Raw genomic sequence first — 17,082 nt, 5'->3', positions numbered from 1 at the left:
GCCATCATACACCGGAAAATATGACAACCTCTGTCATATATCGTACAACATCCGGATTTTTTCTGCTTCTTCCAGCAGCTCCCGGCACACCCACTCAGGCTCGATCACCCTCGCAAGGGCGCCAAACGAAAGCAGAAACCGCTTGATCCATATGCCCGGCGGAAATGCGGTATTTACAAGAAGAGTCCCGTCCTCTTCCACCTCGATGTCATCCGGAGCGAAAAAGTCCATCACCTGAAAAGACGCCTCGCCGGAGAACCGGATCTTCATGGGGATCATCTCCTGAACCGGCTCAGGGCGCTCCCCTTCTTTGTACACCTTTGGTGTAAATGTCTCATCTTCTATACAAAGCTTCAATATCCTGCTCAGACGGAACAGACGAAACCCACGCCGTCTGCGGCAATACCCGGACACATACCAGTTGCCGCCCTTAAAACACAGCTTCAGCGGCTCCACCGTCCGCTCACACCAGCCGCCGGAAGAGTTAAAGTATTCAAAGGATAAAAGCCTGCAGTGAAGGATCGCCTCCCTGCATATCTCAAAATATTCTTTCTCCTTCTTCATAGCTCCCCAGCTGCCGAAATCAACTTCCAGCCATCCAACGGCCTTTTTACCGAACAGGCCGGACATCTGTGTGAGAAGACTGCTGCCCTCGATCGCGCCTACCGAGTCGAGACTCTGCAGCGCCGTCAGGATCTGCTCCTGCTGTTCCCCGCTCAGCAGGGAACGGTCCATCTTAAACTCTTCCATCAGACGGATCCCGCCTCCCTGTCCCTTCTGGGCATATACCGGGATCCCCGCCGCCGACAGCGCGTCCAGATCCCTGTATATTGTCCTGACAGAGACTTCCAGCCGCTCTGCAAGCATGCCCGCGGTCACGTCGCGGCGCTCCATCAGCAGATATAAAATTTGAAAAAGCCTGCTGCTTTTCATATCCGTACGCTCCTTATCTATCTCGTACACTGCCGCCAAGAGTAGTGTCCTTTGTTTTTTCGTTTTACTTCGTACAATTCCTTATCTGCCTGCTGAAGCAGCCTGATCATGCTCATTTCTCTGTCATTCGTACATACATAACCGCCGGAGGCACTTATCATACATTTCTCTCCTGTTCCAAGGCTGACTGCCCTGGTATGCAGCTCCTTCCAGAACCCATCCAGCAGAGTCCTTATCTCGTCTTCCGTCTCGAATCCGAAGACAAAGATACAGAATTCATCTCCGGAACGCCTTGACACAAGACAATGATCTTTCGGCAGCTCTTTCATGACCTGCGCAAACTCCTGAAGATACCTGTCCCCCACATCATGCCCATACGTATCATTGATACTTTTGAATGCGTCCAGATCTATCATGACACAGGCGCATATTTCATCCTCTTTTAAACTGCACAGTACCTGTGAAGCCGTCTCTTTAAAGTACGGATATCTCGCAAGCCCGGTCAGCTGGTCGTGGTTATTTTCATACAGCATCTGCCGCTTATCCATCATTTCTTTCGTGGCATCTGTAACCGTTCCATAATACCCCGTCTCCTCTATGGTGAAATGGATCCGCACATATTTCTGTGCGCCGGCGCGGTACACATCCTCTTCATTTTCAACCGGACCTTCCATGAACACACGGATCATCTGCAAAAATGCCGCCGGTTCTTTCGTATACCGCTCCAGCATTTCCTTATCCATATCGAGCAGTTCTCCTAGTTTGGACGTAACAAAGACATAGTCCATATCATTCTGATACTCAAACGCCGCAAGAGGGATCTGTGACATGGCAATGATTTTCGAGATCCGGTCCGAGCTGTTCACGACGCTTTTTACCATAGAGTTAATGCCATGGCTTAAGTCGAAGAACTCCGGAGCGCCTCCCACTTCCACTGTCGTACCCAGCTCTCCTTTTGTTATTCTGGACAGGCCGTCCCGGAGCTTGTGTATGCCGCTTACGACCTTTTGTTTCACGAGATAGTTCAGCAAGAGTACCGCAACGATCTCCACAGCCAGCAGATAGAGAAATGTAAGCAGTATATTTTTCCAGAAAGTGTGGTACAGCGCGGCATTCGATATAAATGCGCCTATGAGCACGCCTTCATGGGATCTCGTGACGACATAGTTCTGCGTCCCGCCGGCCAGAGTTTGGAACGCCCCTGTCTCACACTTTTTCAGACTCTCGAGACCGCGATCTTCCAGTCCGGCTATCTCTTCGCTTCGTCCGGTGTACGCGACAATCTCCCCGCTGTCCACGTCCATCGCAAAGAAGCCTTCCCCCACATCTGTCGGGAATCTGGAGAATATATAATCATACGTGTTTCTCTCCTGTGCCTCCATCTGGCGCACCGGCTCAAGTCCCACCTGCACAAGTCCTTTCACGCCCTTCCTTGAGACGCCCACATACTTCATCATCTTCTTTTCCGCTGTGTTAGGCTGTGCCTCCTGTATAATATACTCATCGCCGCCTGCGCTTTCCAGTATGGGAAGAAAGCCTCTCATCTGCTTCCCGTTATGAAAATCCAGGCCGATATATTTTGGAACGGAGGAATAACGGATGATCCCGTCTGATTCTGTCACATGCAGCTCATCCACATTCAAAAGGGAAGCCAGATTCTCAAGCTCCTCCACACTGTCAAGCACTCCGGGATTCTTCTCCACCACATAAGCCGCAGCCCTTGCACGGGTCAGGTAATCCTCGTCCAGGTTCTTTTTAATGGAAGCCAGCTCTGTCTGGTTATTTTCCATTGTCTGGATAACCTGGTCTATCTTTGCGTGAAATGTTTCAAGCTGCCTTCCCCGCAGTGCATTTTCCGAAAGAAAAAAATTGATCACAAGTATAGAAAGAACGGCAATAGACATTATTATAATCGTATACTTCTTAAATATCTTCTGCATAGGTTCCCTTTCATGAAGCACAAAAGCTATTTAACTACAATTATAACATCATATTGCCGTTCATAGTAAAAAATTAAAATGAAATCTGTCTCTTCAATTTTATATTTTTAGTGTCTTAAGCCTCCGGCACGCCTCTTCCACCGTGTCGCGGTCAAAAGCATAGCACGCGCGGAACCAGCCCGGTCTGGTACAACCAAACAGCTGCCCCGGAGACACATTGATCATCAGCTCATTGTATATCCTTTCCCACAATGTATGTTCCGCCTCAAATTCCTGCTTTTCCATGTAAGCAGAAAAGTCTGCCATAACAAATATGCCGGCCTGCGCCTTCATCGTCCGTACGCCTATCGCTTCAAACCCGTTGGTGATCATATCATATGCCTGCGCAAGCCGCTTTCTTGATAGCTCCATGATGCCGGGAAGCTCAGGGGATCTCAGCAGGGCCGTGAGCAGCGACTGGGTGTGGGAGGAGACGCAGGAGTAATATATGATCGATGCAAATCCCTGTATAATACAAGGGTTAAACGATATACACAAGCCCGTTCTGAACCCGGACAGGACAAAGTCCTTTGCAAAACTGCTCGTGACGTGCACTCTGTGACGGTATGCATCCGGAACCAGCTTCAGCGTGCTGACAAATTCAGCCTCAGGATCAAAGACGGTCTGCGCGTATATCTCATCGGATATCACATCCAGGTCATGCTCCATGGCAAAGTCAAGCAGACCCCGCACCGCCGCCTCGCCGTATACCGTCCCGACAGGGTTATTCGGCGAAGAAAAGAGCACGGCTCTCACTCTTTTCCCTTCCTTCACCACTCCTGCATAAGCCTCTTCAAACGCTTCTCTGTCCAGACTTTCATCGCAGGGTACACCGACAGGGATCACCCCTGCGCGTTCATGAATGTCATCTACAAAGCTGGAATAATATGGCGACGGAATGAGGAACACATCTCCCGGCTCCGCCAGAAGTGTAGCCAGCGTCTCAAGCGCAACTGTACAGCCTGCACATACCGCCACATTCTCTTTCCTCAGCTTCACTTCGCTTCCGGCTCCGAAAATAAGCTTCTGCCAGTGGTCCGCGATGGCCGAGCGGAACTCATCACTGCCCTCGAACTTATTATAATGGATATTGTACCCTGTCAGATCCATGCGCTCTGCCGCTTTTCGCAGAAGGCCGCAGACTTCCCCGTTGACGAGATGGCTTTCCGCGGTCCCCATATTGATCAAGCCTTTCGGATTTGTCTCTTTGTCATACATATTATAAAAATTATCAAAATGGGCCTTCACGAGCGGCGGCAAGGTCCGAACCCACTTTTTCCCGCGTTCTGATAAAAATTCGAGCATTCTGCCCACCTCCCTTTAATTGTGTTCCAGTCCCGCCTCTGTCTGTATGCCGGGGCGCACGCCGAGCCCCATGGTAGCGTCAATATTAGCTCCATGCATGAGAGTAGATTCATCCCGCAGCAGTTCTCCCAGCCAGAACGCGATCTCGGACGGCTGGATCAGTCTTTTCTTCGCCTGTGCGGCATCAAACGCCGCCCGTTCCTCCGGCGTCATATCCTTTAATGTACTGGAATAGAACATCGGTGTCTCGATCGCCCCCGGGCTGATGCAGAATACGTCGATCGGCGTGTGTGTATTTTCTGCCGCCAGCTGTCTGGCAAGATATGCCACCGCACATTTACTCATGCCGTCGCTTAAAGTGAACTTCGGGAAACAGGCGATCCCGCCTCCGACCGAGGAAATGAAGATCAGTTTTGTCTTTTCCGTCTTTGCCTCGATCACCGGCTGGATCTTTTTGTATATCCAAAGAGGGCCAAGGGCATTTACCGTCATCATCGCCACATCATTTGCCGCTTTCAGCGGGTCTCCCTGTTCTGCATAATCTTTGACAGTCCCTGAGCCGAGGGCAGCGTTAAAAATCACGCCGTACCATTCATGCTCTGTCAGAAAATCAGCATCCTCGATCTCTTCGAGTTTTCCCTGGTCCAGCTTATACGCAAACAGGCGCCCCGGATTTTCCCGCATAAGCTCCTCTGCCTTACCCGCAGAGCGCCGGTATGTAATATGTACCTCATATCCCTGTCCGAGCAGTAATTTTACAGTTTCAAGACCAACTCCCTGTGTGCCTCCGGTTACCAATACTTTTTTCATAATGATCCTCCTTTATATTTTCTTGATAAGAACATCTGCTTCATCAAAATCTTCATATTTTTTCTTTCTGATATACTTAGTGTAGATCATTCCGGCAAAAATTACGATGCCCGCATATCCGGAAATCGGATAAATGATACTGATCATTGTCGAGAACGACAGCTGTCCGCCGAAAATGCTCACGATGGCTGTTACAACGGCTGCGATACGGTATGCCCTGCTCTTTCCGTCAGAGGATATTTTATTGCAGACCGTATAAAGCATAGGCACCGCCGTTGTATAGATACCAAGGAGCAACAGCACGGAAAAAACATGACCAAATACCGGACTTATAGATGCCGCCACAAAAAGAGACGGGATCTCCAGGTTGTAGACATCCGTGATATTGGCCAGAAGCCCGAAGTTCAGGATCATTACGGCGATCAGGAAAGCGCCTCCTCCAAACAGACCTCCCAGTATAGAGTTCTTCCTGTTCGTCGCCGTAGATTTCCCGATATCCGCCAGGTATGGCACGACCCCCGTGACCGTATACGCGCCATACATAAGTCCTGATAACGCCCAGTTATTAAAATTCGTATTCACCTGGACTGTCTTCAGGTTCTGATCTGCCAGCGCGATGCCTTCCGGATTGTTCACAATGGATAAGATGCCGATGAACATCGTAACAACGAGCAGAACCGGTGCGATGTAGCCCACGATCTTGACCAGTTTCTCAAGCCCGAGCAGGACAGTTCCAAGCGAAGCGATGATCATGACCGCACGTCCGATATTCCCGTTCACTCCATAATACTCCTCAAACGTCGAACCTGCGCCTGAGATCATCATGGAATATACGAAAAACAACATGATCGGCGTAAACCATTCCATCACAAACCCGAGATATTTGCCGAGGTAGAAATTAAACATCTTGCCGGAGTTATTCAGCTTCAGATATCTTCCGTCTTCCACGATCGTGCTTACGAACCATGCGTAAAGTATGAGCGCTATCGCCCCGGCCCCGATACTTCCTGCCACGCCAAAGCCGCTGAAATACTGCATGCATTCTTGTCCCGACGCGAAGCTGGAGCCGATGACAAATCCCATGAACGCCCCGCCTATGGCGATCACCTGTCCAATTTTCGCCCTGTTTTCTTCCATATCTGTTCCCCCTTTTCTAAAAAATGTAGTGTTAAGTGTTGCCCGCAGACCGTCATTTTGTCTGCGGCCGGATCCTCTGCAGCATTGCTGCTATGGCTTTATTATAAAATCCTTTCTGCCGGTTTACACTTGAACCAATGTGAATGAATTGACAAACAGAAAAACGGACCTGAATTCAAGAAATTCAAGTCCGCCGGAAAACTGGTTTTACAGATAACGGAGCACATCTTCTGCTGTCAGCCGGTTGCAGAAAGGCATGCCGAGCATATTTTCAAAGAATTGCTGGAAGGCGCCCCGCATACGCGGGTCCAAAGAGATATGATAATTATCGTTCGGCTGTTTTTTAGAATTTTCAATATTCAGGGAATACGTATCGAGAAAAATGGACGGCGCTCTTCTGAGTTCCTCGCTGAGCACGACAGTATCACGGATCACATAAAGCCTGATCTGCGGATTCTCCGACATGACTCTGCTCAAATATGTCAGATGGCTGCGTGTCTGCTCCGCGGTCAGATGATGGCTGACGTTACCGACACTGATATTTCCGTTTGTGAGATACTCATTCAGCTTGGAGGAATACAGCACCAGATCGATCCGCGCCTTGCACGTATGCCTGGCGAATACATTTTTCAGTTTCACAAGATAACGCGCGTAACTGTCATCCTCTGCATTTGCAATAAATACGTCCATGATCTCCTTCGGGAAGAGCATGGCGGGCGGTTCGTTAAAAAACTGCCACTGACGGCGGTCAGAATAAGAGTCAAGCTGCACATTGGTCCGTCTCAGACTCTCCGGCTCCGCCGGATCCAGCAGCTTTTCCCCCGCTTCCATCACCTGCTGGCAGATACCGGAAAACTGCCTTATTATCTTATGTTCCATAGAAAAGACAGCCCCTGTCTCACCGCCCATGTTCCAGAGAACCTGCAGGCAGAGCAGATCATTTATGACGAGTATGCGCGGCTGCTCCGGTTTCCTGCTGACAATATACATCTCTATATAATCAAAGCTTCCGATCGTATTTATAATACTGGCTGCGTAATAATTATGATCTGCTGCCAGCTCCTCCGGATCCAGCGCCAGTCGCAGCTCCACCTTCTTCACTCCTGCGCCGTGCAGCTCCGTCATCAACTTCCTGAATTCTTTCCCGTACAGGCGGAAAAGGTCAAAAGTAGCCGTAATGCTGATACATCCGCCGTACATGTTCAAGGCCTGTACAAAAGCGGCTCTCGTCAGCTGTATCAGCATCTGCAGGTTATCCGCGAAGGACATCTCGTTATTGTTATAATCCTGGAATATGTGGTAATTCCGGTCGCCGGCGTAGGACATTTTCAAGTCCGCCAGACATTTCTGCCTCCCGGCTTCCCTCTCCGCCTCATCCGCCGCATCGGTACGCGCCGTAAAGAAATCCGCCATCTGCCCGATGATCCGTTCTGCATTCCGCTCCGACGGCAGTTTACTTCCATTCATCCATTTGCTGATATATGTGGCATCATAGCTGAGCGCATCCGCCAGCTCGCTTTCTTTTACCCCGGCTTTCTCCATCTGAGAACGAAGTGATTTTCCAAACTGGTTATTCATGTCACACCTCTTTTCTCTAATCATTGTATATGATTCATTCCCGGGTGACAAGCAGATCGCGCGAAAATATTGCCGTTAACCGCTCACTAACACAGTTTGTTGCCGTTTGCCACAAGCTTAAACTGACAGTCGAACACTTCTGCCGCTCTGCGGCACATTATCATGCGGTTCATAAATATTTCAAAATAATCCATCACGGAACACATAGAATCATCCAGCTCCAGCGTCATGCGGATATTTTTCTTCTCCTTATCCACATCCAGCACGGAAGACAGCGCGGCATAATTCACCCTGTCATGGATATCAAAATTGGCGATCACCAGATTCTGCACACGGTTGCGGCGGACATCCGTCTTGTCGGCAAGGATAAGCGCCGCGGACACGACATCCACCGCTGTTCCCGTCGCCTCATCATGGTTGCCGATCGCCGTCGTCACCGTGAGCACATCTTTGAACGGCATTCCCAGATCTTTTAATATTCCGTACGCGAGCACTGCGCCTGTATGGGCGTGGTCATGGCGGTTTACGCTGTTTCCGATGTCATGCATGTACCCGGCAATTTTAGCCAGCTCTATCTCATGTTTCCCGTAGCCGAGTTCTTTCAGTATCCTGCCCGCCCGGTCAGCCACTTTTGCCGCATGTCTTCTGGAATGCTCCGTGAATCCAAGCACCTTCAGCACAGAATTTCCATTTTCGATCAGCAGTTGTAATTCTTCATTTTCTCTTATCTCTTTGTATGATATTCCCTTTTGCTTTTCTTTCATGATATCCTTCATCCTCTATTATGTTCTTTCTCATAGAATGCCCTCTTTTATCCGGATTATTTATGACGAGGGCAGTGCCGGTCTGCCAGGGCACATACGCTGAGTGTAACGCATAAATGAAAGAACTGAAATCCTGTAACAGAAAAGCTTTTGTAAAATTCACGTAAAACGCTGCTTTTTTACGATTGCCTTAAAAACGGTGACCCCGCCAGCGCTTTATTGATAAACTCATTGAACGGTTTTATGATCCTGCACACTTCCACTGTCTCACTGATAAATCTGTCTGCGTCGGCCAGCGCTTCATCTGCCAGCGGGTATTCTACGTACCAGCTCTTGTTTTTCAGATATTGTGCCTGCGGGTGTTCCCTGTCGTATCCGGCAGGTACATTTTTCAGGGCAGTACCCTTTACTTCAAAGAGACTGCTGAAGCTTTCGTCACGGATAACCGCCTCCCACTCTTCGCCGTGTGCGGCTATATAATCCCGCATCATCCCTGTCTCTTCTTTAAAAATATCTGCAAACAGACCTCCCCCGAGGAATGAGCCCCCCGGCGTGAGCATCAGGTAATATCCGGCCGGGACCGGCTGCTTGCCGCCCTCGGACAAATGCACCCTGAACGCGGGGTTATACGGAGACTTGTCCTTACTGAAACGGGTATCCCTGACAAGCTTGTACGTAAGCTTCTTTGGTTCGTGCCTCAAGATACCCGGCTCCTCTTTCCCAAGCTCCATCATAAGAGCCTCCACAAGCTTCAGGAATTCTCCTGCCGCCGCCTCGTATTCCGGCTTATGCTCATGGTACCACTCCCTGTTGTTGTTTTCTTTCAGGCGGTTTAAATACTCCAAAATCATCTGCAGGTTCATACGCTTCCCTCCTTATGCCTCTGTGATCGTACGGTATTCATCTGAATCAAAAAATCTCTGCAGCCATTCTTTTACCTCTCTGCCTCCGTGATAGAAAGGCATGCCGGAAAAGACAAAGGACAGATCATCTACACGCTCCATCGCATTTTTAAATCCGTTCAGGATCTCATCCTTCCCCTTCTCCAGAGCGGAATACTCCAGATCATCCGGCCGAAGCCTGTGACTTGCGATGGCGTAATTGATCCGCTTCCTGCAGCTGCACATACCGCCCTCCAGTCCGCAGTATTCTCTCATAAACCCGGCCATCTTTGCGCGCACACGGGAGAGACGCTTCCGGTAGGCCTCAGGTGAGATCCCGAGAATATCCCCCGCGATCGTGCTGTCCACTTTGAACATCGTACCGAGTATAAAGATGCAGCGGCTCTCTTTGTCCAGACACTGGAGCATCACATTGGTGCAGGACATTTTAAGCTCTTCTTCTAAAATGGCCTGTTCTACTCCCTGGGTCAGGTCAGGTATGTCCTTTTCCCTTCCTCCGGCGATGTCCTCTCCATAGAACTCAAAGCTGAGCGGATATTTTGAAAACATGTTCTTCTTATAATCGCTCAGATAATTGGCAGCTATCCTGAATACCCACGTCGTGAACCGGCTTTCTCTGCGGAAAGAAGAAAGGTTCGTCATCACTTTGATCAGTATTTCCTGGGAAGCGTCCTCCGCGTCCGCTATCGTTCCAAGCATCCGCAGAGAAAAGTTAAATACAAGGTCCTGGATCTCTGTGAGTATTTTTTCTACCGCACTTTTGTCCCCTGCCACGGCCCGGCCGACAAGACAGGCCATCTCGTTTTGTAATGTATCATCCATATAATTATACCTCCTGATATATTAGACTCCGTTTTGGCCGCGCTGTGACATAAAATATTATTTAATTTCTCAGCCGGAACGTTCTGGGCGCGAAACGGTATACGAGCAGCGACGCAATGATGCTGTAAAGGATACAGAATACCGTTGTCACAATACCGAACACAAATGTATCCATACGCAGCTTCATAAATAAAAAGCAGACGATGTATGTGCCCGACATGACGATCCTGTATGTAGCGCTTTTCAGTTCTGTGTTCACATTGTACGGCTGAAGCAGATAATAACACGTCAGATAGTGCACCGAGAAAAATACGCTCAGCGCCAGTATTGAGACGAACAGAACAATATAGTTCAGCGCATTATCTGTCCCGCCGGAAACATAGAGCATCAAAGCAAAGCCTGTCCCGATCACTGCTGCCGGGAGCAGGTTGACCTTAATGATCTCCCGGAGTCTGATACAGAACAGTCTGAGGATAAATTCCGGCTTCTTATAAAAGGCAAACGTGAGCATACTGTGGTCACAGTTCATAAACAACACCTGGGTAAAGGAAGTCCCCCGGTTGATCGCATACATGATGAAAACAAAGTATGGAAGAAAGACGAGAAGAAGCCTGTTTACCGCAAGTTTGACCTCCATATTTACCTGCATCACAACAAGAAGCGCCGCAATGATAAACGCCGCAATACAGGCTGTCCTTCCGGCGGGGCGCCACAGCGCTCTTTTATGCCTGCGTATAAACAGTTCATTAAAGTATTCAAACCCTTTCTTCTGGCTCGTAATGGCCGTATCCTGGCTGATCATCTTCCTGCTCTGCTCTTCCGTCGTCTTATGTATGATCTCGCCCACCTCTACCGCATTTCTTTTATCTGCCAGGATAAGCTGGTACATCTCACGGTAGCGGCCAAATTTCATGATCTTTGTCAGGCAATACAGACCGGCCGCCAAAGACAGCGCCGCAGCCGCTGATATCACAGCTGCCGGCACCGTGATGCCTATATAGGGAAGCCCGTATGCCAGCACAAGGAGAATACCGGTCAGCGGCCATGCAAATTTGGGCGGCAGATTCTCGTTCATGCATATGCCCTTTCTTTCGTAGCGGCTCAGGAGCAGCCATGCCGCAGTCATCTTCGCCCCCATGATAAAAAACGGCAGTAAAATATAAAGCGCCGGAGCCGCCCCCCATTTCATACCGAAATATATCGTAAACGGCAGAAATCCCACTACTGTCTTTACGGATGTATACAGATAATTGGACAGTGTGTACGCTCTGGCATCCATACGCATAAGTATCATGGCGTAGTATTTATCGTTAGACGGGTCAAACATATATGTATTCATGAACGTACCGATAATCGTCAGAAACAGCAGAATATGCATGCTGACGCTCCCTGCGCCCCCACCTTTGTACAAACCTGCCGGAAGCGCAACAAGCAGCAGGAGGTACAAATACTTTCCGAGGAACGCAGAGACGATCTCCCAGGCAGCAGAGAGAATACCGGCAAAAATCTTAAGCCCTCTGCTCGCGTAAAGCTCGTCTGTAAACAGTCTTTTTATGACAGGGATCTGCTGAATAGAATAAATGATCCCGTTTACCCGGTACGTATTCTTCAGATCGCAGGAAATTCGGAATGCTTTAATCATCTTCTTCCTCCTTGAGCGCCCGGATGATCTTATCCTTAAAGCCGCTGTTGTCCAGATCATACTTATCCACGACCTCCAGCTCGCCGTGATTCAATATGACGATCTCATCGCACAGATCCAGCGCAAGCTCCATGATATGAGTGGAAAAAATTATGATACGGTCCTTCTTCAATGAACGAAGGAGCTCTTTCATCTCCTCCGCCACCACAACATCCAGCGAGGTCAGCGGTTCATCCAGAAGCAGAAGCGGCGGCCTTGCAATAATATTCACCAGCATCTGCATTTTATTTTTCATGCCGTGAGAATAATCTTTGAGCAGGCGGTTTCTGTCCCCGGGTTCTATGTTCATCATGTCAAAATATTCATCGATGGGCCGTAAGTCGGGAATGGAACTCTCATTGATCTCTATGAAAAACTTGATAAACTCGCGGCCCGTGAGAAATGCCGGGACCGTGGGCGCAGACAGCACATAGCCGATATCTTCCGGTCTGATCTGCGCTTTGTTTCCGTCGTTCAGATAAAAGCTTCCGTCCTCCGCCTTTATATCCTTGTTGACACAGTTGAACAGCGTCGTCTTTCCGGCCCCGTTCCTCCCGAGCAGCCCGTATATCTTGCCGCTTTCAAATGTAAATGATATATCCTTTAAAACTTCCTTGGTCCCAAAGCTTTTTGTCAAATGTTCGATAATAAATTCCATTCTGTTCTCCTTATGATTCGCGCAGACTGTGCCTGCTTTATACAACATTTCTAAAATCATCACTGTCACTAAACTTCAGCGCCAAACGGCATAAGCGCCAGCTTGGCCAGTTTAAAGTGCTGCATGCCGAACGGGATCCCGATAACAGTGACACAGAGCAGCAGTCCAAACAAAGCGTGCTCCAGTGCAAGCGGAACTCCGGATATGATCAGCCAGATGATATTCAGCAGAAGAGAGCCTGCACCTCCGCCGTACCTGACTTCCTTTCCGAATGGAAAGAAGCTCAGCGACGCAAATTTAAAGCACTGCATTCCCACCGGTATGCCGACAATAGTGACACACCAGAGAAGACCTGCCAGACACCAGCTCAGTCCGCTGACTGCTCCTCCAAACACAAACCAGAGCACATTTCCAAGACAACCCATACGTTTCACCTCCTTTATAAAGACAGCATTATATAAACGAAAAAAGACCTCTATCATGACAGAAGCATCTGCCACAATAAAAGTCCCGCCATTGGGCATACATTCCGGAGTCTACGCTTCCCCTCTCCATCTGCGGCAGCTCTCAAGCCTGGGAGCCGGGTCAAATCCCGCATCCTTCCCCATATTTGCCTCCATCTCACATGGAAATTGTTCACATTCCCCACAATGATTTATTCCTTTTCCTTCGCAGCAGCTCTTAACTTTGCAGTCGCCGCCCCAGAAAGGCTTTTCCATATTCGTACATCCGGAACAGCTTACCTCTTCCTTACGTTCACAGTCACTGCAGCATATGCCGCATCTCGATTCATACATCTTTCTTTCCTCCTTCGTACGATCCGCCGTTCAGTCCAACGTATTAAATACATTATAGGGTGAAAGCTTATGAAAAACAATGACATTTTTCCAAATGGCTCTATCCTGAAATTGCTTTTTCCTCCGCCACCGCTTATACTATTCTCTGTAAAGGAGAGACTAGCGTTATGAGACGATTATTGAAATATCTGAAAGAGCATCCTCTGGCAACGGTTCTGGCGCCGCTTTTTAAAATGCTTGAGGCCAGCTTTGAACTTTTCGTTCCTCTTGTAGTTGCCAGAATGATCGATACGGGTATCAGACAGCAGATGACCGGCTATCTCTGGCAGATGGGCGGAGTCCTTGTCCTGCTCGGCGTTGTCGGATTCGGCTTTTCTGTCACCGCCCAGTATTTTGCGGCCAAGTCTGCGGTATCTGCCGGTATGGCGATGCGAAATGACCTGTTCGCACACATTAATACACTGTCGTACAAAGAGATAGATGCGGTCGGCGCCTCTACTTTGATCAACCGCATGACAAATGATGTCAACCAGGTGCAGAATGGAATCAATATGTTTCTGCGTCTGTTTCTGCGGTCCCCATTCGTCGTGTTCGGGGCCATGATCATGGCATTTACCGTGGACGTGAAAGCGGCGCTCCCTTTCGCGGTGGCAATACCGCTGCTGCTTCTCGTCGTCTTTGCCATCCTTCTTGTCAGCATGCCGCTGTACCGTAAAGTACAGAAACAGGTGGACAAAGTGCTTCTTAGCACACGGGAAAATCTTCTCGGGATCAGAGTCGTGAGAGCTTTTAACCATCAGGACAGTGAAATGAAACATTTCCGCGAACAGAGCACTGCTCTCTTTCACAGACAGATTCATGTGGGAAAGATATCCGCGCTCTTGAATCCGCTAACCTACGTCATTATCAATCTGGGCGTCATCGCCATTCTCTGGACCGGCGGCAGACAGGTCTCCCTCGGCACACTCACTCAGGGACAGGTGATCGCCCTGATCAACTATATGTCACAGATACTGGCAGAACTTATCAAGCTTGCCAACCTTATCATTCTGCTGTCCAAATCTATGGCAAGCTTAAACCGCGTAAATCAGGTATTCGATATGCAGCCTTCCATCGACAGCACAGGGCTGCCGCTGTCACAAAAAAAGAACGCATTTTCAGGAAATACCGTGGAATTAAAGTCTGTAATACCTGCCGTACAATTTGACAATGTATCGTTCTGCTACACAGATTCCGGAAAAGAAACGCTGAGCGGCGTGAGCTTTTCCGCTATGCCGGGACAGACGATAGGCGTCATCGGAGGCACCGGGTCCGGCAAGACGAGTCTCATAAGCCTCATCCCCCGCTTCTATGACGTATCAAAAGGAGCCGTACTGGTCAACGGCCAGGATGTAAGGACGCTGAACCCGGTCTCTCTGCGAAGCCGCGTCGGACTTGTTCCCCAGAGAGCGCAGCTTTTTAAGGGAACACTCAGAGAAAATATACGGTGGGGAAAACCGGATGCCAGCGATGAAGACATCTATCAGGCGCTCGACACCGCACAGGCAAGAGAATTCGTGGATGCAAGGGAAAAGGGACTGGAACTGATGATAGAGCAGGAAGGGGGCAATCTTTCCGGCGGCCAGAAGCAGCGGCTTACCATCGCCCGCGCCCTCGTGCGCAGACCTGAAATCCTCATTCTGGATGACAGCGCCTCCGCCCTTGACTTCGCCACCGATGCCAGACTCCGCCAGGCGATCAGGGAAACCACCGGGCAGATGACTGTTTTTATCGTGTCCCAGCGTGTATCCGCCATCCGTAACGCGGATATGATCATCGTTCTCGACGACGGTGAGATGGCCGGATATGGCACGCACGGAGAACTGCTTAGATCGAGCCCGGTATATAAAGAGATCTGTGAATCACAGACATCAGGACAGGAGGAGACACAATATGCAAATGCATAAAAACAGACCGAAAAATGAAAAGCACAGCCGTACCGTTATGATACGCATCCTGACCTGTATAAGGCCCCACACCGCGCTCGTCGTCTTATCGCTCCTGCTCTCTGTCATCACGGTCGTACTGACGCTTTATATTCCTATTCTGACGGGCCATGGCGTAGATCAGATCATCGGAAAAGAAAATGTGGATTTTAAGGAACTGTCCGCGGTCATTATCACGATACTGGCATGTATCGCAGTCACATCTGTCTGCCAGTGGTTTATGAACCATATCAACAATAAAATAACATACCGGGTAGTAAAGGATCTTCGCATCTGCGCCTTCAACCGGCTGCAGGTATTGCCGCTCTCCTATGTGGACAGTCATTCCTCCGGGGACCTGATCAGCCGTGTCATCACGGATATCGACCAGTTCTCCGACGGCCTGCTGCTCGGCTTTACTCAGCTGTTTACCGGTGTCATCACTATTGTGGGCACGATACTTTTTATGCTGAGCATTAACCCTTATATCACACTCGTCGTGGTCGTTTTAAGCCCTCTTTCCTTTCTGATCGCAAATTTCATCTCCAAACGGACATTCGCCATGTTCAAAAAGCAGTCGGAGGCGAGAGGGGAACTGACCGGATTCACGAACGAGATGCTGGGCGGCATCAAAGTCGTGCAGGCATTCGGCCACCAGGATGAAGCACAGGAACAATTCGAGGAGATCAACAGAAGACTGTCTGGTTATTCCATGCGCGCAACCTTCTTTTCCTCCATCACAAACCCTGCCACACGGTTTATGTATTCTGTCATATATGCCGGCGTCGCGATTGCCGGGTGCTTTGCCGTGGTACGGGGAATGCTCACCGTCGGGCAGCTCTCCAGCTTCCTCAGCTACACGAGTCAGTACACAAAGCCGTTTAACGACATCACAGGTGTCATAACCGAGTTCCAGAACTCGCTCGCTTCCGCTGCCCGGGTATTTGAACTGATCGACCAGCCATCCATAGCAGAAGACAAGGCAGGCGCAGTGCGGCTTCAGAACCCTGAAGGCCACGTAACAATGGAACATGTCAGCTTTTCGTATGTGCCTGAAGTACCGCTTATAGAGAATCTGAATCTGGAGGCAGGCTGCGGACAGCGCATTGCCATTGTAGGGCCGACCGGCTGCGGCAAGACAACGCTCATCAATCTTCTCATGCGCTTTTACGATGTCAACTCCGGAATCATCACGGTTGACGGACAGAATATAACAGATATAACGAGGCATTCCCTGCGGGCGGCCTACGGCATGGTGCTGCAGGAGACATGGCTGAAAGCGGCTTCCATCCGCGACAATATCGCCTACGGAAGACCAAACGCCTCAGAAGACGATATTATCCGGGCGGCAAAAGAGGCGCATGCCCACAGCTTTATCATGCGTATGCCCGACGGTTATGACACCGTCATCGCCGAAGGCGGCAGCAATCTGTCACAGGGACAGAAGCAGCTCCTGTGCATCGCCCGCGTCATGCTCTGCCTTCCGCCCATGCTCATACTCGATGAAGCGACCTCCTCCATAGACACGATGACAGAGATCCGTATCCAGAAGGCCTTTGAAAAGATGATGGAAGGCCGCACAAGCTTTGTGGTCGCGCACCGCCTGTCCACCATAAAAAGCGCGGATATGATACTCGTGATGGATAAAGGCCATATCATCGAACAGGGCGTCCACGAGGAGCTGCTGAAAAAAGGCGGGTTTTACGCCCGCCTGTACAACAGCCAGTTCTCAGCTGTATGACTCTGAGTTCT

The 17,082-nt window shown here is 49.6% G+C and carries 15 protein-coding genes; 2 read left to right on the top strand and 13 right to left on the bottom strand.

The annotated features are described in order from the left end of the window. Positions 1-33 precede the first annotated feature (33 nt). The 13 genes from LAJLEIBI_RS00580 to LAJLEIBI_RS00520 all read right to left on the bottom strand — a co-directional run bounded on the left by LAJLEIBI_RS00580 (position 34) and on the right by LAJLEIBI_RS00520 (position 13,366). A complete protein-coding gene (locus tag LAJLEIBI_RS00580; protein WP_040435823.1) occupies positions 34-933 on the bottom strand; it encodes a helix-turn-helix transcriptional regulator in 900 nt (299 codons plus the stop codon). Between the two features lie 17 nt (positions 934-950). Then, positions 951-2,873: a sensor domain-containing diguanylate cyclase gene (locus LAJLEIBI_RS00575; protein WP_006444511.1), complete on the bottom strand. Its 1,923-nt coding sequence runs from the start codon at positions 2,871-2,873 to the stop codon at positions 951-953. A 99-nt stretch (positions 2,874-2,972) separates the two neighbouring features. Then, on the bottom strand, positions 2,973-4,217 hold the full coding sequence (locus LAJLEIBI_RS00570; RefSeq protein WP_006444512.1) for an aminotransferase class I/II-fold pyridoxal phosphate-dependent enzyme: 1,245 nt from the start codon (positions 4,215-4,217) through the stop codon (positions 2,973-2,975). Between the two features lie 15 nt (positions 4,218-4,232). Further along, entirely contained in the window at positions 4,233-5,027 is a 795-nt protein-coding gene (locus LAJLEIBI_RS00565) for an SDR family oxidoreductase (protein ID WP_006444513.1), read from the bottom strand. Positions 5,028-5,039: 12 nt separating this feature from the next. After that, positions 5,040-6,164 carry a YkvI family membrane protein gene (locus tag LAJLEIBI_RS00560; RefSeq protein ID WP_006444514.1) on the bottom strand — a complete coding sequence of 375 codons (1,125 nt, stop codon included), beginning with the start codon at positions 6,162-6,164 and terminating at the stop codon, positions 5,040-5,042. 207 nt (positions 6,165-6,371) lie between these two features. Beyond that, positions 6,372-7,742 (bottom strand): helix-turn-helix domain-containing protein, encoded by a 1,371-nt coding sequence (locus LAJLEIBI_RS00555; protein ID WP_040435826.1) that lies wholly within the window; start codon positions 7,740-7,742, stop codon positions 6,372-6,374. Positions 7,743-7,828: 86 nt separating this feature from the next. Then, positions 7,829-8,506, bottom strand: a complete 678-nt coding sequence (locus LAJLEIBI_RS00550) for an HD domain-containing protein (protein ID WP_040435914.1) — start codon at positions 8,504-8,506, stop codon at positions 7,829-7,831. 179 nt (positions 8,507-8,685) lie between these two features. Next, complete coding sequence (locus LAJLEIBI_RS00545; protein WP_006444518.1) at positions 8,686-9,369, bottom strand: DUF2461 domain-containing protein; 684 nt, start codon at positions 9,367-9,369, stop codon at positions 8,686-8,688. A 12-nt stretch (positions 9,370-9,381) separates the two neighbouring features. After that, the gene (locus LAJLEIBI_RS00540) at positions 9,382-10,230 is read right to left on the bottom strand and encodes an RNA polymerase sigma factor (protein WP_006444519.1); all 849 of its coding nucleotides are present in this window, start codon (positions 10,228-10,230) and stop codon (positions 9,382-9,384) included. 61 nt (positions 10,231-10,291) lie between these two features. Beyond that, positions 10,292-11,872 (bottom strand): hypothetical protein, encoded by a 1,581-nt coding sequence (locus LAJLEIBI_RS00535; RefSeq protein ID WP_006444520.1) that lies wholly within the window; start codon positions 11,870-11,872, stop codon positions 10,292-10,294. Beyond that, positions 11,865-12,569, bottom strand: coding sequence for an ATP-binding cassette domain-containing protein (locus LAJLEIBI_RS00530; RefSeq protein WP_040435827.1), 705 nt, complete (start codon positions 12,567-12,569; stop codon positions 11,865-11,867). The genes LAJLEIBI_RS00535 and LAJLEIBI_RS00530 overlap by 8 nt, the downstream gene beginning before the upstream one ends. A gap of 68 nt (positions 12,570-12,637) precedes the next feature. Then, on the bottom strand, positions 12,638-12,994 hold the full coding sequence (locus tag LAJLEIBI_RS00525; RefSeq protein ID WP_040435828.1) for a YccF domain-containing protein: 357 nt from the start codon (positions 12,992-12,994) through the stop codon (positions 12,638-12,640). A 111-nt stretch (positions 12,995-13,105) separates the two neighbouring features. After that, positions 13,106-13,366: a DUF3795 domain-containing protein gene (locus LAJLEIBI_RS00520; protein WP_006444523.1), complete on the bottom strand. Its 261-nt coding sequence runs from the start codon at positions 13,364-13,366 to the stop codon at positions 13,106-13,108. Between the two features lie 167 nt (positions 13,367-13,533). Between LAJLEIBI_RS00520 and LAJLEIBI_RS00515 the strand changes: the two genes are divergently transcribed. Then, positions 13,534-15,312 carry an ABC transporter ATP-binding protein gene (locus tag LAJLEIBI_RS00515; RefSeq protein ID WP_006444524.1) on the top strand — a complete coding sequence of 593 codons (1,779 nt, stop codon included), beginning with the start codon at positions 13,534-13,536 and terminating at the stop codon, positions 15,310-15,312. Next, the gene (locus LAJLEIBI_RS00510) at positions 15,305-17,071 is read left to right on the top strand and encodes an ABC transporter ATP-binding protein (RefSeq protein ID WP_416390454.1); all 1,767 of its coding nucleotides are present in this window, start codon (positions 15,305-15,307) and stop codon (positions 17,069-17,071) included. Before LAJLEIBI_RS00515 ends, LAJLEIBI_RS00510 begins: the two co-directional genes overlap by 8 nt. Positions 17,072-17,082 lie beyond the last annotated feature (11 nt).

It is taken from the genome of [Clostridium] hylemonae DSM 15053 (assembly GCF_008281175.1).
Taxonomy (GTDB): domain Bacteria; phylum Bacillota; class Clostridia; order Lachnospirales; family Lachnospiraceae; genus Extibacter; species Extibacter hylemonae.
This window is presented reverse-complemented; position numbering and strand designations above follow the sequence as displayed.

Excerpts from the sequence above, each read along its gene's own strand:
- LAJLEIBI_RS00515 (WP_006444524.1), top strand. The coding sequence starts at position 13,534 with ATGAGACGATTATTGAAATATCTGAAAGAGCATCCTCTGGCAACGGTT.
- LAJLEIBI_RS00570 (WP_006444512.1), bottom strand. The coding sequence starts at position 4,217 with ATGCTCGAATTTTTATCAGAACGCGGGAAAAAGTGGGTTCGGACCTTG.
- LAJLEIBI_RS00530 (WP_040435827.1), bottom strand. The coding sequence starts at position 12,569 with ATGGAATTTATTATCGAACATTTGACAAAAAGCTTTGGGACCAAGGAA.
- LAJLEIBI_RS00580 (WP_040435823.1), bottom strand. The coding sequence starts at position 933 with ATGAAAAGCAGCAGGCTTTTTCAAATTTTATATCTGCTGATGGAGCGC.
- LAJLEIBI_RS00565 (WP_006444513.1), bottom strand. The coding sequence starts at position 5,027 with ATGAAAAAAGTATTGGTAACCGGAGGCACACAGGGAGTTGGTCTTGAA.
- LAJLEIBI_RS00510 (WP_416390454.1), top strand. The coding sequence starts at position 15,305 with ATGCATAAAAACAGACCGAAAAATGAAAAGCACAGCCGTACCGTTATG.
- LAJLEIBI_RS00555 (WP_040435826.1), bottom strand. The coding sequence starts at position 7,742 with ATGAATAACCAGTTTGGAAAATCACTTCGTTCTCAGATGGAGAAAGCC.
- LAJLEIBI_RS00560 (WP_006444514.1), bottom strand. The coding sequence starts at position 6,164 with ATGGAAGAAAACAGGGCGAAAATTGGACAGGTGATCGCCATAGGCGGG.
- LAJLEIBI_RS00520 (WP_006444523.1), bottom strand. The coding sequence starts at position 13,366 with ATGTATGAATCGAGATGCGGCATATGCTGCAGTGACTGTGAACGTAAG.
- LAJLEIBI_RS00545 (WP_006444518.1), bottom strand. The coding sequence starts at position 9,369 with ATGAACCTGCAGATGATTTTGGAGTATTTAAACCGCCTGAAAGAAAAC.
- LAJLEIBI_RS00550 (WP_040435914.1), bottom strand. The coding sequence starts at position 8,506 with ATGAAAGAAAAGCAAAAGGGAATATCATACAAAGAGATAAGAGAAAAT.
- LAJLEIBI_RS00535 (WP_006444520.1), bottom strand. The coding sequence starts at position 11,872 with ATGATTAAAGCATTCCGAATTTCCTGCGATCTGAAGAATACGTACCGG.
- LAJLEIBI_RS00575 (WP_006444511.1), bottom strand. The coding sequence starts at position 2,873 with ATGCAGAAGATATTTAAGAAGTATACGATTATAATAATGTCTATTGCC.
- LAJLEIBI_RS00525 (WP_040435828.1), bottom strand. The coding sequence starts at position 12,994 with ATGGGTTGTCTTGGAAATGTGCTCTGGTTTGTGTTTGGAGGAGCAGTC.
- LAJLEIBI_RS00540 (WP_006444519.1), bottom strand. The coding sequence starts at position 10,230 with ATGGATGATACATTACAAAACGAGATGGCCTGTCTTGTCGGCCGGGCC.